The organism is Ottowia sp. oral taxon 894 (genome assembly GCF_001262075.1).
In the GTDB taxonomy this organism is placed as follows: Bacteria; Pseudomonadota; Gammaproteobacteria; order Burkholderiales; family Burkholderiaceae_C; genus Ottowia; species Ottowia massiliensis.
On the sequence record NZ_CP012073.1, the window covers coordinates 2,703,034 to 2,718,489 of the forward strand.

The window sequence follows — 15,456 nt, forward strand, 5'->3', positions numbered from 1 at the left end:
AAGCGCGGCTCAAAGCGGTTTGGCGGCGCTGGCAGCGCCCGGAGCGTCTGGAGCGCCTTGGCCTTTGGGCGCAGCGGCGGGCAGCGGGGCCGCCAGGTCCATGCGGCGGCGCAGGCGGGCGGCTTCTTCGGCCTGGCCGCTTTGCTGCGCCAGGCGCTGCTGCACGCCCAGCCAGGCGAGCAGGGGGCGCCGCCAGCCTTGGGCCGAGGCTGTTTCGACAGCCAGTGCGGCGACGGCGGGGCTGGCGCGCTGGCTTCGCATGAGCACGCCAGCGGCAATCAGGCGGGAGGCGGGGTCTTCAATGGCCTTGAGCGCGGCGGCGGCATCGGCTGCGGCGGGCGCGGCGGCATTTGCGGCGGCGATGGCCCGGTAGGCGGCGGGCAGCAGGGCGGCCTGCGCGGCGCTGGCCTGGCCCGCAAGCCAGTCGGCATAGGCGGCTTCGGCAGGCGGCGCGTCTTCGCGCAGGGCTTCAAAGCCGGTGCAGGGGGCGAAGTCCAGGCTGGCCGCCTGCAGGGCGCAGCGGGTGAGTTCCACGCGGGCGACTTGCTCGGGCTGGCCGGTGCTGGCCGCTTGCTGCCGGGCCTGTTCGAATTCGCGCCGGGCCACGCGCTCGTTGCCCAGCAGATAGGCCTGGGTGTAGCGGCTGGCGTGGGCCACGCTTTTGACCTGCCAGTCCGGCACGGGCGGGCCGCCCGCGCAGGCGGCCAGCGCGGCGGCGGCGATGAGGGGCAGGGCAAGGCGGAAAGACACAAAAGGCATGGCGCGGGCGGCAGACGGAGGCAGTTTGGCGTTCAAAGCCCCGCATTATCTGGCCGCTGCGCGGGCTGCGTGGCGCAAGGCGGTGCGCCGGAAGGCTTGTTTCAAACGGGCGGGCGTTTCTTCAATGCCATTGATTTCGCGCCTTGTGGTTTTGGCCGGTCAGGCGCTTTCCATTTTCTTTGTTTTAGCGGCGCATTCCGCGCGCTTGCCTTGATGATTCAGCCATTCAGGCGCGCATTCGAGAATTCAAAAAAAGAAGGCGCGCGCATTGAAGCCATTGCAGGCCAGCTCATGAGTTTCACCGGCCTGGCGAAAAAGCTGCAATGGCGCTGCCTGTGGCTCCATGTTATTTCAGCGACAGAATCCACTGCGCCAGTTTTTGCGCGTCTTCATCAGACACCTTGTTGGGCGGCATGGGAATGGCGCCCCATTTGCCTTTGCTGCCGTTTTTGATGCTCGCAACCACGGTGGAGGCGTCATCGTATTTGGCGGCTACGTCTTTGAAGGCGGGGCCCATCACTTTTTTGTCTGTCGCGTGGCAGACCAAGCAGTTTTTGGCTTTTGCCAGGCTTTCGTCAGCCATGGCCGGGGCGGCCAGGCAGGCCAGAATAAGCAGAATATGGTATTTCACGATTGTTTCCTTTCATCATGGGAAATCAGGTTGGACCCCTTGCCCGGATAACGCAGGCCGTTTTATCCGGGTTGACGCATTTTAGAGCGCCCTGGCGCAAAGCAGCCGTGAAATTGATTTGCCTCAAGAATCCATAACCGGTGCAACGATGATGCAAATGAACATTTATTGATAATCATGATGGTGCGATTTGATAAATGGCAAGCGATTTTTGATGGTGATTTATTTTTGGCAAGTTTCATCGCCAGAATGGCAGACATGCCTGTCTGCGCCCGCCCTGGCGTGCGCGAAAGCAAGAGGCCGCCCCGCCCGGGTGAAACGGGCCAGCGTGGCCGATGGCATTAAAAACAGGAGCGAATTCAGCGCCATCAAAAGGGCTTTTGCGCACGTTTAGCGGGGAGGTCATGCTATGAAACAAGGAGCGAAAAACAGGCTTTTGCGGGCCGTGCAGAAGGCAAAAGGGCAGCGCTTGCCGGTATTTCTTCAGCCGCCGCTGTCAGGATGGGGCTGGTCTGAACGACTGTTGAGGCAGGCGCGGGCCGGCTGCCTTTGTGCAGGTTCTTGCGCTGATGCGCCGCCGGGCCGTTTTCCGGGCGGCGTTCAGCGCTGGCATCCGGCCGCCCGCGCCGCATTCATGTGAAAGGAGTTATTCGATGTCGCATTCAAGTTGGCCGCGCAAAACGCTGGTTTCGCTGGCCTCGCTGGCCTGCCTGGCCGCGCTGGCCTGGCCCCGCCTCCAACCGGCGATGGCGAGCGCCGCTTCCGCCGCTCCTGCCGCTTCCGCCGCCGCCTCTTTGCAGGCCAGGCTGGCCGCGCTGCATGACGTGGCGGGCCAGCCTGCCGCTGCCCATCTGAAAGCGGGGCGGCCCACGCTCATCAAGTTCTGGGCCAGCTGGTGCCCGCTGTGCCTGTCGCAATTGCAGGAAACCGAGGGCTGGGCCAAAGACGCGCGCTTTGCCGGCGCCAACCTCGTCACCCTGGCTTCGCCCGGCCATCTGGGCGAGAAAAAACTCGGCCAGTTCGAGCAGTGGTACCGGGGCCTGGACTACCCGGCGCTGCCCGTGCTGATTGACAACGGCGGCGGCCTGGCGCGCGCGCTGGGCGTGAGCGTCTATCCCTCCTGGGCCGTGCTGGACGCCAACGGCCAGCTGGCGCGCGTGGTCAAAGGCAGCCTCAATGAGCAGCAGGCCCTGGCCCTGATGGCTAGCCCCGATGCCGATCTGGGCAAACTGCAAACGGCCTTCTACAAACCCGGCGCCCAATCCGGCCATTCAAAGAAAGCTCAAGCCATGAACACTCGCACCATTTACCTTGCAGGCGGCTGCTTCTGGGGGCTGGAAGCCTATTTCCAGCGCGTGCCCGGCGTGATTGACGCCGTTTCCGGCTATGCCAACGGCAAAAGCAGCGCCAAGCCCAGCTATGAAGATGTTTCCTATCGCCACAGCGGCCACGCCGAAACCGTGCGCGTGACCTGGGATGCCGATCGCCTGAGCCTGCAAGACATCCTCCAGTACTACCTGCGCGTGGTCGATCCCACCAGCCTGAACAAGCAGGGCAACGACCGGGGCGAGCAATACCGCAGCGGCGTGTACTACACCGACGCGGCCGACCAGCCCGTGATTGCCGCCGCCCTGGCGCAAGAGCAGAAAAAGCACCAGCAGCCCGTCGTCGTGGAAAACCTGCCGCTGGCCCACTTTCACGAAGCCGAGGCATACCACCAGGACTACCTGCTCAAAAACCCCAACGGCTATTGCCACATTGACATCCGCAAGGCGGACGAACCCTTGAGCGGCAAATCAGACGCCCAGCTGGCAGCCCAGCCAGCAGCCCAGCCAGCGGCCCGGTGGCGCAAGCCCGACGAGGCCACGCTGCGCCGGCAGCTCAGCGCCGAGCAATACCGCGTCACCCAGCAAAGCGGCACCGAACGCGCCTTCAGCCACGCATACGACCACCTGTTCGAGCCGGGCATTTATGTCGATGTCGTCAGCGGCGAGCCGCTGTTCAGCTCCGCCGACAAATTCAACTCCGGCTGCGGCTGGCCCAGCTTCACCCGCCCCATTGAGCCAGCCGCCGTCACCGAGCGTGAAGACCGCAGCTACAACATGCTGCGCACCGAAGTGCGCAGCCGCGCCGCCGACTCGCACCTGGGCCACGTGTTCGACGACGGCCCCAAAGACCAAGGCGGCCTGCGCTACTGCATCAACGGCGCCAGCCTGCGCTTTGTGCCGCTGGAGCAGATGGATGCGCAAGGCTACGGCGCATGGAAAAAAGCCGTCACGCACTGAAAGGCCGCTGAAGGGTCTGTGCGCGCGGCCTGCTTGCGGTTTGCGTCTTTTGGGCGTTTGTCTTTTTGGCGTTTGCGCCCCAGGCCAGACCGCTTTTGCCGCCGCGCGCGGCCAGCCCGCTCCAGGCGACGTCTTGCGCATGCCTGGAAAGGCCGTTTTTCGCTCCTTGTTCCATAGCAAGATGTCCTAGTGGAAACTGCGCTGGACGGTGTTTTGGCCCTGCCAAATCAGCTCCTCTTTTTAATGCCCTGTTTCTGTTCATGGCCTGCCACTGAACGGCCGCCGGGGCAGGGCGCGCCTTTCTTGCGCCGGGTTCCGTCAGGCGCGCGCGTTGGCGTGGCGAAAAAAGCGAGCCAGGAAAAACGCTTTCGCACAAGCGGGCGCTGCAATGCCGCACTAAAAAACCATGGATTGCGGGGCGGGCGCGCAAGGGAAGGCACAAAACAATACATTGTCTAAAATATGGGTTATCAATAGTTCATTGATTTTTTCTATTTCGCCATGACCGCTTCTTCCGCGCTTTCATTGCCTGCCGCGCTGCCGGATGCGCCGGATGCAGGCCGGGTGCGCGCCCGGGCAGGGCAGGGCGCGGATTTCGCGCTGCTGGACGAAGCCGATGAATGGGCGGCGTTCAGCCGTCCGGTTGCCGCAGCGGCGGGCGAAGGCGCGCGGCTGTGGGAATCCAGTGTGGCGTTCGAGGGCATGTATTGCGCCGCTTGCGCGGGCACGATTGAAGACGCCTTGCGCGCCGTGCCGGGCGTGCGCGACGCGCAAGTGAGCGCCGCCAGCCATCGCGGCCGCGTGGTGTGGGACGAAAGCGCCACGCGGCCTTCCGCCTGGATGCAGGCCGCGCTGGCCGCCGGCTACCGGCCCGCGCCCGCGCATGACGCGGCAGGCAGCGCGCGCCGGCAGGCCGAAACGCGCCGCATGCTGTGGCGCCTGGGCGTGGCCGGCGTTTGCATGATGCAAGTGATGATGTATGCGGCGCCCGCCTACTTCACCGCGCCGGGCGAAATGGATGCGCAGACGCAATACCTGCTGCGCTGGGCGCAGTGGGTGCTGGCCATGCCCGTGGTGCTGTTTTCGTGCGGGCCGTTTTTCAAAAACGCGTGGCTGGATTTGAAGCTGCGCCGCATCAGCATGGATTTGCCGGTGGCGCTGGCGATGCTGGTGGCCTTTGGCGTGAGTTCGCTGGGTACGTTCGAGCCGGCCGGGCCTTTCGGGCGCGAGGTGTATTTCGACTCGCTCACCATGTTCGTGTTCTTCTTGCTCACGGGCCGCTGGCTGGAGCTGCGCCTGCGCGAGCGCACGGCAGGCGCGCTGGAAAAGCTCATGCATCGCTTGCCGCAAAGCGTGGAGCGCTGGCAGGCGGGCGAAAAAGGCGCGCCAGGGGCCTGGCAGCGCGTGGCGGCGCGCCGCTTGCGCGCGGGCGACGTGCTGCGGGTGTGGCCGGGCGAGGTTTTTCCGGCCGATGGCCAGGTGCTCAAAGGCCGCACGCTGGTGGATGAGGCGCTGCTCACGGGCGAATCCACCCCGCTGGAGCGCGGCGAGGGCAGCCAGGTGGTGGCGGGCAGCCACAACCTGTCCGCCGCCGTCGAGGTGCGCGTGCAGCAGGCAGGCGCTGGCACGCGCTACGCGCAAATCGTGGCGCTGATGGAGCAGGCGGCCAGCAGCAAGCCGGGCGTGGCGCGCCTGGCCGACAAGATGGCGCGGCCCTTTTTGCTGGCCGTGCTGCTGGCGGCGGGCGCGGCTTGCGCCGGGTGGTGGCCGCAAGACCCGGCGCGGGCGCTGATGGTGGCCGTTTCCATTCTGGTGGTGACCTGCCCTTGCGCCCTGTCGCTGGCCACGCCGGCGGCCCTGCTGGCCAGCGCGGGCTGGATGGCGCGGCGCGGCGTGCTGGTGCGCCGCTTGCAGGCGCTGGAGGCGCTGGCTGGCGTGGACACGGTGGTTTTCGACAAAACCGGCACGCTCACGCGCGATGCCTTTGCGCTGCGGCAGCTGCGGGCGAGTGAAGACATGGGCGAAACGCAGGCGCTGGCGCTGGCGGCGCAGATGGCGCGCGGCAGCCTGCACCCCGTGGCGCGGGCGCTGGCCGCGCAAGCTGAAAAAGCCGGGCTGGCCGTGCCGCAAGAGCCGCTGCCGGGCTGGCGTGAAGTGGCGGGGCAGGGCATTGAAGCAGGCGGTTTCCGGCTGGGTTCGGCGCGTTTTTGCGGCGTGGCGGGCGATGAAGCCGTGCGTGATGAAGCAGCGGGCGCGCTGGCCTGCCACTTGAGCCGCGTTGATGACGGCGGCGCGCGCTGGCTGGCGGCTTTCGTGTTTGACGAAGACTTGCGGCCCGATGCCGCCGCCGCCGTGGCGGCGCTGCACGCGGCAGGCGTGCGCGTGGCGCTGCTCTCGGGCGACAGGCCGCTTGCCGCGCAAAGGCTGGCGCGGCAGGCGGGCATTGAAGAGGCGCAAGGCGGCTTGACGCCCGATGACAAGCTGCGCACCGTGCGCCAGTGGCAGCAGGCGGGCCGCCGCGTGGCCATGGTGGGCGACGGGCTGAACGACGCCCCCACGCTGGCGGCGGCGCATGTGTCTTTCGCCTTTGGCCGCGCCGTGCCGCTGGCGCAAGCGCAAGCTGATTTCGTGGCGCTGGGCGATCGCCTGTCGGCCATTGCCGGCGCCCTGGCGCAGGCGCGCCGCACGCTGCGCGTGGTGCGGCAGAACCTGGCCTGGGCCGCCGCCTACAACGCCGTGGGCGTGCCGCTGGCCGTGGCCGGGCTGATGCCCGCCTGGGCCGCCGGGCTGGGCATGGCGGCCAGCTCGCTGCTGGTGGCACTCAACGCGCTGCGCCTGTCAAGAGACTGAGCGATGGACATTCTTTTTCTTCTCATTCCCCTGTCCGTCGGACTGGCGTTTTTCATTCTGGCGGCGCTGGGCTGGGCCATTTACAGCGGTCAGTTTGACGACGTGGAGCGCGAGGGCGAACGCATTCTTGAGCAGGACTGAAGGGCTTGATGGCAATCAATCATGCCCTGGCTGCACGCATGGTTAATATCAAAAATCCGAAACAAAGAGGTGCAAGTGAAATCCCTGAATACACAATCCACTGTCTATAACGACAAGGTGGTCAGGCAATTTGCCATCATGTCCGTCGTCTGGGGCGTGGTGGGCATGCTGGTGGGCGTGATTTGCGCGGCCCAGCTGACCTGGCCGGAGCTGAACCTGGGCATTGCGTGGCTGAGCTACGGGCGGCTGCGCCCGCTGCACACCAACGCGGTGATCTTTGCCTTTGGCGGCTCGGCGCTGTTTGCCACGGCCTACTACATCGTGCAGCGCACCTGCCAGGTGCGGCTGTTTTCCGACAAGCTGGCCGCCTTCACCTTCTGGGGCTGGCAGGCGGTGATCGTGGCCGCCGCCATCACTTTGCCGATGGGCCTGAACAGCAGCAAGGAATACGCCGAGCTGGAGTGGCCGATTGACGTGCTCATCACCCTGGTGTGGCTGGCCTTTGCCGTGGTGTTTTTCGGCACCGTGGGCACGCGCCGCGTGCGCCACATCTACGTGGCCAACTGGTTCTACGGCGCCTACATCATTGCCATCGCGCTGCTGCATGTGGTGAACAACGCCGAGCTGCCCGTGGGCTGGTTCAAGTCCTACTCGGCCTACGCGGGCGTGCAGGATGCGATGGTGCAGTGGTGGTACGGGCATAACGCCGTGGGCTTTTTCCTTACGGCGGGCTTTCTGGGCATGATGTATTACTACATCCCCAAGCAGGCCGGGCGCCCCGTTTACAGCTACCGCCTGTCAATCGTTCACTTCTGGGCGCTCATCTTCACCTACATGTGGGCCGGCCCGCACCACCTGCACTACACGGCGCTGCCGGACTGGACGCAGAGCGTGGGCATGGTGTTTTCGCTCATCCTGCTGGCGCCCAGCTGGGGCGGCATGATCAACGGCATCATGACCCTCTCGGGGGCATGGCACAAGCTGCGCGACGACCCCATCTTGCGTTTTCTCATCGTGGCGCTGTCGTTTTACGGCATGTCCACCTTCGAGGGGCCGATGATGTCCATCAAGACCGTCAATGCCCTTTCGCACTACACCGACTGGACGGTGGGCCACGTGCACGCGGGCGCGCTGGGCTGGGTGGGGCTGATCACGATGGGATCGCTCTACTACATGATTCCGCGCCTGTTCGGGCAGACGCGCATGTACAGCGTCAAGGCCATTGAAGTGCACTTCTGGGTGGCCACCATCGGCATCGTCATCTACATCGCCGCCATGTGGATTGCGGGCGTGATGCAGGGCCTGATGTGGCGCGCGGTCAATCCCGACGGCACGCTCACCTACACCTTTGTCGAATCCGTCAAGGCCACTTTCCCCTTCTACGTGCTGCGCCTGCTGGGCGGGCTGCTCTATCTGGGCGGCATGTGCATCATGCTGTGGAACACCTGCAAGACCGCCGCCGCCGGCAAGGCCGCGCCGGTTGCCATCCCGGCCCTGGCCGCCCATGCGGCGCCTGCCGTCTCTCCCGCCGCCGCCCCGGCGCGCGCCTGAAAAAAACACCCCGAGGACAACACCAAATGGCTGAAGAAGAAAAAGCCACCGGGCATGCCCGCGTCGAGACCAGCAATTTTTTGATGATCGTGCTCATCTTCATCGTCGTGTCGATGGGCGGGCTGGTGGAAATCGTGCCCCTGTTTTTCCAGCACTCCACCACGCAGCCCATCGAGGGCCTGAAGCCCTACACCGCCTTGCAGGTGGCCGGGCGCGACGTGTACATCCGCGAAGGCTGCAACAACTGCCACTCGCAAATGATCCGCCCCTTCCGCGCCGAAGCCCTGCGCTACGGCCCCTACTCGGTGGCGGGCGAATTCGTCTATGACCGCCCCTTCCTCTGGGGCAGCAAGCGCACCGGGCCGGACCTGGCCCGCGTGGGCGGCCGCTACAGCGACGAATGGCACCGCCTGCACCTGCACAACCCGCGCGATGTGGTGCCCGAGTCGAACATGCCCGCCTATCCCTGGCTGGAAAAAACGCCTGCGCCGGCCGCCACCATCCAGGCGCACATGCGCGGCCTGCGCGCCCTGGGCGCGCCCTACACCGACGAAGAAATCGAACAGGCCCCCGCAGAGCTGAAAGACCAAAGCGAGCTGGATGCCCTGATTGCCTACCTGCAATCGCTGGGCCTGCACCGCAAGTGAAAGGCAGGCCCGTCATGGACATCAACACCTTGCGCAGCATCTCCACCGTGCTGGCCTTCGCGGCCTTCATCGGCATCGTCGCCTGGGCCTGGTCGCGCCGCAACCAGGCCGGCTTTGAAGAAGCCGCCCGCCTGCCCTTCGAGCAGGACTGAACCGGAAACAACCCACGCCTGACACCCCAAAAAAATGAGCGACTTCACCAGCAGCTTCTGGCCCGTTTACATCACGGCCATCTCCCTGGGCGGCATCTTTGGCTGCGTGTGGCTGCTTTGGCTGGCCCTGCGCGCCAAGGTGCAGCCAGACAGCGACAACACCACCGGCCACGTCTGGGACGGCGACTTGCGCGAAATGAACAACCCCATGCCGCGCTGGTGGATGGGCCTGTTTCTCATCACCGTGGCCTTTGCGCTGGCCTACCTGTACCTCTACCCCGGCCTGGGCACTTACCCGGGCGCGCTCCAGTGGACGCAAAAAGGCCAGTTTGAAAAAGAAGTGGCGCGCGGCAACGAGCAGGCCGCGTCCATCTACGCCGCCTTCAAGGACAAAACCATCCCCGAGCTGGCGCAAAACGGGCAGGCCGTGGCCATTGGCGACCGCCTGTTCATGAACAACTGCGCCCAGTGCCACGGCTCGGACGCCGGCGGCAGCAAAGGCTTTCCCAGCCTGACCGATGGCGACTGGCTCTGGGGCGGCGAGCCGGAGCAAATCGTCGAAACCATCACCGAAGGCCGCATGGGCAACATGCCGCCCATGGCCGAAGCCGTGGGCGAGCCGCAAGACGTGCGCGACCTGGCCCAATACGTGCTCAGCCTCTCGGGCAGCCCGCATGACGCCGCCCGCGCCAGCCGGGGCCAGGAAAAGTTCGCCGCCTGCGCCGCCTGCCACGGCGAAGACGGCAAGGGCAACACCGCCCTGGGCGCGCCCAACCTCACCGACAACGTGTGGCTGCACGGCTGGGGCGAAAACGCCATCGTCGAGCGCATCAACAAAGGCATGACCAACGTCATGCCCGCCTGGGGCGCCAAGTTCACGCCCGAGCAAATCAAGGTGCTGGCCGCCTATGTCTGGAGCCTGTCGCACAAGGGCGAAGCCGAAGGCGGCGCAGCGGCCGCGCAGTGACGCGGCGGGCCGGACCACGCGCTACTACGGACAGCTCCGGCAGCCCGCGGCTGGCGGGCAGGCGCTGGCTTCAGCCGCCTGCGCGCTTGCCGGAAGGGAATGAATTAGCTCCTTGATTCATAGCAAGAGGTCTTAGTGGAAACTGCGCAGAAGCCATTTTCTGGCACCTTGAATTTGCTCCTGTTTTTGACTCATGAACGGCGCATAAGCCAAACGCCGGGCAGGCGTTTGCCTGGCCGCCTGCCGCACGCACGGCGCGCAAGCCGGGCGCGTGATGCCATTTCATCCACCGCTCCCACGTCATGACCCCCCCGCCCGCCCCCGCCAGCGCCGCTGCCACGCCGCTTTTCGCCGCCGCCAAAAAGGTCTATGCCCGCAGCGTCACGGGCCTGTTTGCCAAATGGCGCTGGGCGCTGGTGTGGCTCACGCAAATCATCTTCTTCGGCCTGCCCTGGCTCACCTGGGGCGGGCGGCCCGCCGTCTGGCTCGATCTGGAAGGCCGGCGCTTTTACGTCTTCAGCCTCGTGCTCTACCCGCAGGACGTGATTTACCTGGCGGCCATCCTCATCATCTCCGCGATGGCGCTGTTTTTGTTCACCGCCGTCGCGGGCCGCCAGTGGTGCGGCTACGCCTGCCCGCAAACCGTCTACACCGAGATCTACATGTGGATGGAGCGCCTGGCCGAAGGCGAGCGCAACGCCCGCATGAAACTGGACGCCGCCCCCATGTCCGCCCGCAAACTGGGCCGCAAGCTCGCCAAGCAGGCCCTGTGGATTGCCTTTGCGCTGTGGTGCGGCATCACCCTCGTGGGCTACTTCACGCCCATCCGCGAGCTGCTGACCAGCCTGGCGCACGGCACGCCCGGCCCCTGGGAAACCTTCTGGGTCTTTTTCTACGCCTTCGCCACCTACGGCAACGCCGGGCACATGCGCGAGCAAGTCTGCAAATACATGTGCCCCTACGCGCGCTTTCAAAGCGCCATGTTCGACAAAGACACCCTCATCGTCACCTACGACGCCGCCCGTGGCGAGCCGCGCGGCGCACGCGCCAAAAAAGCCGACTACAAGGCGCAGGGCCTGGGCGAATGCATCAACTGCACCCTGTGCGTGCAAGTCTGCCCCGTGGGCATCGACATCCGCAATGGCCTGCAATACGAATGCATCAGCTGCGCCGCCTGCATCGACGCCTGCGACAGCGTGATGGACAAGATGGGCTACCCGCGCGGCCTCATCCGCTACTCCACCGAAAACGGCGTGGCCAACGGCTGGAGCCGCCAGCAGCTGCTGCGCCGCGTGCTGCGCCCGCGCGTGCTGGTTTACACCGCCATCCTGGCCGCCGTCATCATCGCGCTGCTCGCCAGCATCGCGCTGCGCACCCCGTTCAAAGTGGACATCGTGCGCGACCGCGCCGCGCTCGCCCGCATCGTGGCCGGCGGCCGCATCGAAAACATCTACCGCGTGCAAATCATGAACGCCGCCGAAGCCGCCCACACCTTCACCCTGCAAGCCCAGGGCCTGCCCGGCCTGGAAGTGGCCGCTGGACGCACCGTCGAAGTGCCCGCCGCCCAGGCCAAATGGGTCTCCGTGCGCCTGCAAACGCCCTATGACGCCGCCGCGCCCGGCGCGCACCCCGTCACACTGCGCATCAGCGCGCCGCAGCTGGGCGAAGTCACCGAAAAAACCATCTTCATGCTGCCAAGGTAAAGCCCATGAACACGCCGCCAACACCATCAGCCGCACCGCCAGCCGCCCAGCCATCACCCCCCGGCCCGCGCCCTGGCCCGCGCCTGCAAGAGCCGCACTCCGGCCCCTGGTGGCGCTACCGCATCATGTGGCTGGTGGTCGGCGGCCCGGCGCTTGTCGTCATCGCAGGCTTTTTCACCCTCTACCTGGCCATTGCCAACCCCGACTACCTCTACACCGACGAACAATGGCAGCGCCAAACCGCCCCCGGCGCCGCCCGCCACGAACAAGCCGCCCACGCTCCCGCCCTGCAGGCCCGCAACCACGCCGCCACCGGCGGCATGGCAGAAGAAAAACCCGGCAAAAGCGAAAACGGCCAGCCCGCGCCGCGCTGAAAGGCGCGAACGGCCTCTCAATCGGAATGGCAGCTCTTGCGTTCAGGGGCTGCGGCGAATGAAAACACGGGCTGAAACCATTCAGGCCGCAAGCCATCGCCCAACAGACGGAAGAGGAATCGTTTTTTGCGGGAAAAGGCGCTGGTCCGCTGGCTTGGAGCGCCGCCATGCGCTCCTGGGCGTAACGGTGGGCGAAATCCTCTTTGGCGTTGGAGCAGCGGGTTTTCCAAACCTCTTGCCCTTTGCCGGACAGGCAGCGGGCGTGATCGACGATATGCCCCAATTCGTGCAGCAAGGTGCGCCAAAGCAGCGTGCAACGCAATGCGTCGGGTGAGGGCGTGATAAGCCAGTGGCGGCGGTTGCGCTGCGCGGTGTGGCCGTCAGCGCGCAGGCGGGCCAGTTCGCGCGCCCATTCAGGCGCGAGCGCCAAAGGCCAGCGCCAGCTGGCCAGGCTTTGCGCTTCCAGCACGATGACAGACGCGCCGTGGCGCACGAACAAGGCGCGGCCCCACGCCCGGCTGAAAATGCGCTGCTTGCGTCGTGTGGGCTGGCGCAGCACGATCGTGCGCACGCGGGCCACGTCATGCGGCGGGCAGCCTGCCAGGACGGCGCAGAGGTCATCTACCGTGCAGGGATGAAAAAAACCGCCCGGCAGATGGGGCGGCTCCACGGCGAAACACAGTGAATGGCCCGCCACTTGCCGCCACACGATGACGGGCGAATGCAGCTGTTCATGGAAAGCGCGCGGCTCCCGCTGGCGGCCGAACGGAGCGGGCATTGCGAATGGCGCGCGCCGCTTGCAGCCGCTGGCTGCCGTGCCTGTGCGGCGGTTGCGGCGGGCGGGATTCCAGCTGGCGCGTTGATGCATGCAGGGCAGGGGGATTCAGTCTTGCGCGGCGAGCAGCTCCACATCGAATTCAAGCGTGGCATTGGGTGGAATCACTCCGCGAATGCCGTGCACGCCATAGCCAAGCGCAGGCGGAATGATGAGCCTGCGGCGGCCGCCAGCCTTCATGCCCGCCACGCCTTCGTCCCAGCCGGCGATCACCATGCCCTGGCCTAGCACGAAAGTGAAGGGCTGGCCCCGGTTGCGGCTGGAGTCAAACGGCGCGCCCGTCCGGCCCTGTTCATGCAACCAGCCGGTGTAGTGCACCTGCACGGTCCGGCCGGAGAGCGCCTCGGCGCCTGTGCCGGGAGTGATGTCTTCATATTGAAGGCCGCTGGAAGTCGTGGGCATGAATGGCTTCCTTAAAGAGAAAAAAGCAAAGGCCAAAAAAAAGCGCCCTGCCGGGCGCGTGCAGGTGAGTGATTCACTTCTTTTTGGATTGCGATGCAACCCAGCGCACCGCGAAAGCCTGCAAGTCCGACAGGCGCTTGAACAGATCCTGCCCGCTGGGCGTGAGGCTGTAGCCATCGGAGCCGTGGGTGATGAAGCCCGCCGCGCGCAAATCCCTGAGACGGGTGTTGAGCGTGTTGGGGGTGATGCTGCCGACGCTGTCTTGCAGCAGGCGGAAGGTCTGGGCGTGTCCGTCGCGCAGCGCCCATATCACGCGGATGGCGTAGCGCGACTCCAGCAAGGTCAGCAGCTGATTGGTGGCGGCGGTTTCCTTGGAACTCATGACGGGTTTCTCCTGAAAAAGGCCGCAGTAAACAGTTGGTTGCAGGCGTGCGGCGCAAGTGGCGGGCATGATAGCCGAAATCGGCTTTTTGCTAGCAGTTTCATAGCTTCAAATGCAGCGCTGGCGTGGACTGGCCGCTACAAATTCCGGAACGGCCGCTTCATTTTCAGGCTGCCAGCCTGCCGCGCGGGGCGGTGCAGCTCGCAGCCTCCGGGCAGGTGCGGGCAAGGTGCGACGCCTTCAGCGCCGGTCGGCCAGGGCATGGGCGATGGTGCCCAGATCCACATATTCCAGCTCACTGCCCGCAGGCACACCGCGCGCCAGGCGGGTCACGGTCAGGCCCTGCGCGCGCAAGGCTTGCCCGATGACGTGGGCGGTGGCCTCGCCTTCGGCGGTGAAGTTGGTGGCCAGGATGACTTCGCGCACCGTGCCATCCGTGGCGCGCTCCAGCAGCTTTTGCAAGCCGATCTGGCTGGGGCCGATGCCATCGAGCGGCGACAAGCGCCCCATCAGCACGAAATACAGGCCATTGAAGGCGGCGGTGCGCTCCAGCGCGGCCTGATCGGCGGGCGTTTCCACCACGGCCAGCTGCGAGGCATCGCGCCGGGGATCGGCGCAAGTGGCGCAAATTTCTTGCTCGGTGAAGGTGTGGCAGCGCGCGCAGTGGCGCATGCGGCTGGTGGCGGCATCCAGCGCGCGGGCCAGTTGCAGCGCGCCTTCGCGGTCGTGCTGGAGCAGGTGAAAGGCCATGCGCTGGGCCGAGCGCACGCCCACGCCGGGCAGGCGGCGCAGGGCTTGCACCAGGGCATCCAGGCTATGGGTATCGCTCATGGGATGGAGAAGATGGGGATGGCAGCGGGCCGGGATGGCGTCAGAACAGGTTCAGCTGCGCGTCATGCCGCACGGCGTGCGGCGGGCGAGTGAAGGCATCGGGCGGCAGAAGGTACCCGGCCCGCATGGGGTTCCAGTTCCCCCCAAGTCTGGCCGTTGCTGCTGTATCGGGCATTGAAAGTGAGTGGGCCAAAAGCGCCCGCAGGCAGCGGCATGACGCACGGGGCAGGATGATGCGGCGGCTTGGCGCCCCACGGGCTGTGCAGGTAGCCAGCCTTGGCGCTTGTTCATTCTGTGATGCGGCGCGCGCAGGCCAGCAGCGCCTGGCAGACAGGCAAAAGCGCGCGGCAAGGCAGCGTGTTTTTCAGAATGGGAATTTCATGCCGCCGGGCAGACCGGGCATGCCAGCAGGCATGACTTTGCCCATTTTCTCGGCGCTCACTTCCTCGGCCTTGCGCACGGCGGCGTTGAAGGCGGCGGCCACGAGGTCTTCGAGCATGTCCTTGTCGTCAGCCAGCAGGCTGGGGTCAATCGTCACGCGCTTGACGTCGTGCTTGGCCGTCATCAGCACTTTGACCAGGCCCGCGCCCGATTCGCCTTCGACTTCAATATGGGCCAGCTCTTCCTGCGCTTTCTTGAGGTTGTCCTGCATGGCCTGAGCCTGCTTCATGAGGCCGGCGAGTTGTCCTTTGTTGAACATGGGTGGGCTTTCCTTGAGATGTGGCAAAAGTTTTCTATCGTACTCAACAACGCGGCGCAAAGCGCCTGCCGCCAGCCTGCGCCGCATTGCGCCCCCGCGTTCGGAAATGGCTGCCATCAGTATGAAAAGAGGAGCAAATGAATAGGACGGAAAAACGGAATCTCCGCAGTCTGTTCTAAGACTCCTTGCTATGAATCCAGGAGCTGATTCAGGCTTTCCCTCCTTTCAATGGCAGAGGCGCGGCCC

The 15,456-nt window shown here is 65.6% G+C and carries 16 protein-coding genes; 9 read left to right on the top strand and 7 right to left on the bottom strand.

Going from position 1 to position 15,456, the window contains the following annotated elements; all coding sequences use genetic code 11:
• Positions 1 to 9: 9 nt before the first annotated feature.
• From ADJ79_RS11885 to ADJ79_RS14670, 3 genes are all read right to left on the bottom strand, one after another.
• The gene (locus ADJ79_RS11885) at positions 10 to 759 is read right to left on the bottom strand and encodes a hypothetical protein (RefSeq protein WP_050716151.1); all 750 of its coding nucleotides are present in this window, start codon (positions 757 to 759) and stop codon (positions 10 to 12) included.
• A gap of 346 nt (positions 760 to 1,105) precedes the next feature.
• On the bottom strand, positions 1,106 to 1,390 hold the full coding sequence (locus tag ADJ79_RS11890; RefSeq protein WP_371256853.1) for a c-type cytochrome: 285 nt from the start codon (positions 1,388 to 1,390) through the stop codon (positions 1,106 to 1,108).
• Between the two features lie 62 nt (positions 1,391 to 1,452).
• A complete protein-coding gene (locus ADJ79_RS14670) occupies positions 1,453 to 1,650 on the bottom strand; it encodes a hypothetical protein (RefSeq protein WP_156304203.1) in 198 nt (65 codons plus the stop codon).
• A 393-nt stretch (positions 1,651 to 2,043) separates the two neighbouring features.
• On the opposite strand from ADJ79_RS14670, the gene msrAB reads away from it, so the two are divergent.
• The 9 genes from msrAB to ADJ79_RS11945 all read left to right on the top strand — a co-directional run bounded on the left by msrAB (position 2,044) and on the right by ADJ79_RS11945 (position 12,060).
• Complete coding sequence (msrAB, locus tag ADJ79_RS11900; protein WP_253273822.1) at positions 2,044 to 3,675, top strand: bifunctional peptide-methionine (S)-S-oxide reductase MsrA/peptide-methionine (R)-S-oxide reductase MsrB; 1,632 nt, start codon at positions 2,044 to 2,046, stop codon at positions 3,673 to 3,675.
• 501 nt (positions 3,676 to 4,176) lie between these two features.
• A complete protein-coding gene (locus ADJ79_RS11910; protein ID WP_050716154.1) occupies positions 4,177 to 6,525 on the top strand; it encodes a cation-translocating P-type ATPase in 2,349 nt (782 codons plus the stop codon).
• Positions 6,526 to 6,528: 3 nt separating this feature from the next.
• Positions 6,529 to 6,666, top strand: coding sequence for a cbb3-type cytochrome oxidase assembly protein CcoS (gene ccoS / locus ADJ79_RS11915; RefSeq protein WP_050716155.1), 138 nt, complete (start codon positions 6,529 to 6,531; stop codon positions 6,664 to 6,666).
• A 75-nt stretch (positions 6,667 to 6,741) separates the two neighbouring features.
• Positions 6,742 to 8,217 carry a cytochrome-c oxidase, cbb3-type subunit I gene (gene ccoN / locus ADJ79_RS11920; RefSeq protein WP_050716604.1) on the top strand — a complete coding sequence of 492 codons (1,476 nt, stop codon included), beginning with the start codon at positions 6,742 to 6,744 and terminating at the stop codon, positions 8,215 to 8,217.
• Between the two features lie 26 nt (positions 8,218 to 8,243).
• Positions 8,244 to 8,864: a cytochrome-c oxidase, cbb3-type subunit II gene (ccoO, locus tag ADJ79_RS11925; protein ID WP_050716605.1), complete on the top strand. Its 621-nt coding sequence runs from the start codon at positions 8,244 to 8,246 to the stop codon at positions 8,862 to 8,864.
• Positions 8,865 to 8,878: 14 nt separating this feature from the next.
• Positions 8,879 to 9,016 carry a CcoQ/FixQ family Cbb3-type cytochrome c oxidase assembly chaperone gene (locus ADJ79_RS11930; protein ID WP_050716606.1) on the top strand — a complete coding sequence of 46 codons (138 nt, stop codon included), beginning with the start codon at positions 8,879 to 8,881 and terminating at the stop codon, positions 9,014 to 9,016.
• 34 nt (positions 9,017 to 9,050) lie between these two features.
• Positions 9,051 to 9,983 (top strand): cytochrome-c oxidase, cbb3-type subunit III, encoded by a 933-nt coding sequence (gene ccoP / locus ADJ79_RS11935; protein WP_050716156.1) that lies wholly within the window; start codon positions 9,051 to 9,053, stop codon positions 9,981 to 9,983.
• A 302-nt stretch (positions 9,984 to 10,285) separates the two neighbouring features.
• On the top strand, positions 10,286 to 11,686 hold the full coding sequence (ccoG, locus tag ADJ79_RS11940; RefSeq protein WP_050716157.1) for a cytochrome c oxidase accessory protein CcoG: 1,401 nt from the start codon (positions 10,286 to 10,288) through the stop codon (positions 11,684 to 11,686).
• 5 nt (positions 11,687 to 11,691) lie between these two features.
• Positions 11,692 to 12,060, top strand: coding sequence for a FixH family protein (locus ADJ79_RS11945; protein ID WP_050716158.1), 369 nt, complete (start codon positions 11,692 to 11,694; stop codon positions 12,058 to 12,060).
• Between the two features lie 883 nt (positions 12,061 to 12,943).
• Here the strand turns inward: ADJ79_RS11945 and ADJ79_RS11960 are convergent.
• The 4 genes from ADJ79_RS11960 to ADJ79_RS11975 all read right to left on the bottom strand — a co-directional run bounded on the left by ADJ79_RS11960 (position 12,944) and on the right by ADJ79_RS11975 (position 15,210).
• The gene (locus ADJ79_RS11960; RefSeq protein WP_050716161.1) at positions 12,944 to 13,297 is read right to left on the bottom strand and encodes an FKBP-type peptidyl-prolyl cis-trans isomerase; all 354 of its coding nucleotides are present in this window, start codon (positions 13,295 to 13,297) and stop codon (positions 12,944 to 12,946) included.
• A 73-nt stretch (positions 13,298 to 13,370) separates the two neighbouring features.
• Positions 13,371 to 13,679 carry a helix-turn-helix domain-containing protein gene (locus tag ADJ79_RS11965; RefSeq protein ID WP_050716162.1) on the bottom strand — a complete coding sequence of 103 codons (309 nt, stop codon included), beginning with the start codon at positions 13,677 to 13,679 and terminating at the stop codon, positions 13,371 to 13,373.
• Between the two features lie 240 nt (positions 13,680 to 13,919).
• A complete protein-coding gene (gene recR, locus ADJ79_RS11970; protein WP_050716163.1) occupies positions 13,920 to 14,510 on the bottom strand; it encodes a recombination mediator RecR in 591 nt (196 codons plus the stop codon).
• Between the two features lie 364 nt (positions 14,511 to 14,874).
• Positions 14,875 to 15,210, bottom strand: a complete 336-nt coding sequence (locus ADJ79_RS11975) for a YbaB/EbfC family nucleoid-associated protein (RefSeq protein ID WP_050716164.1) — start codon at positions 15,208 to 15,210, stop codon at positions 14,875 to 14,877.
• Positions 15,211 to 15,456 lie beyond the last annotated feature (246 nt).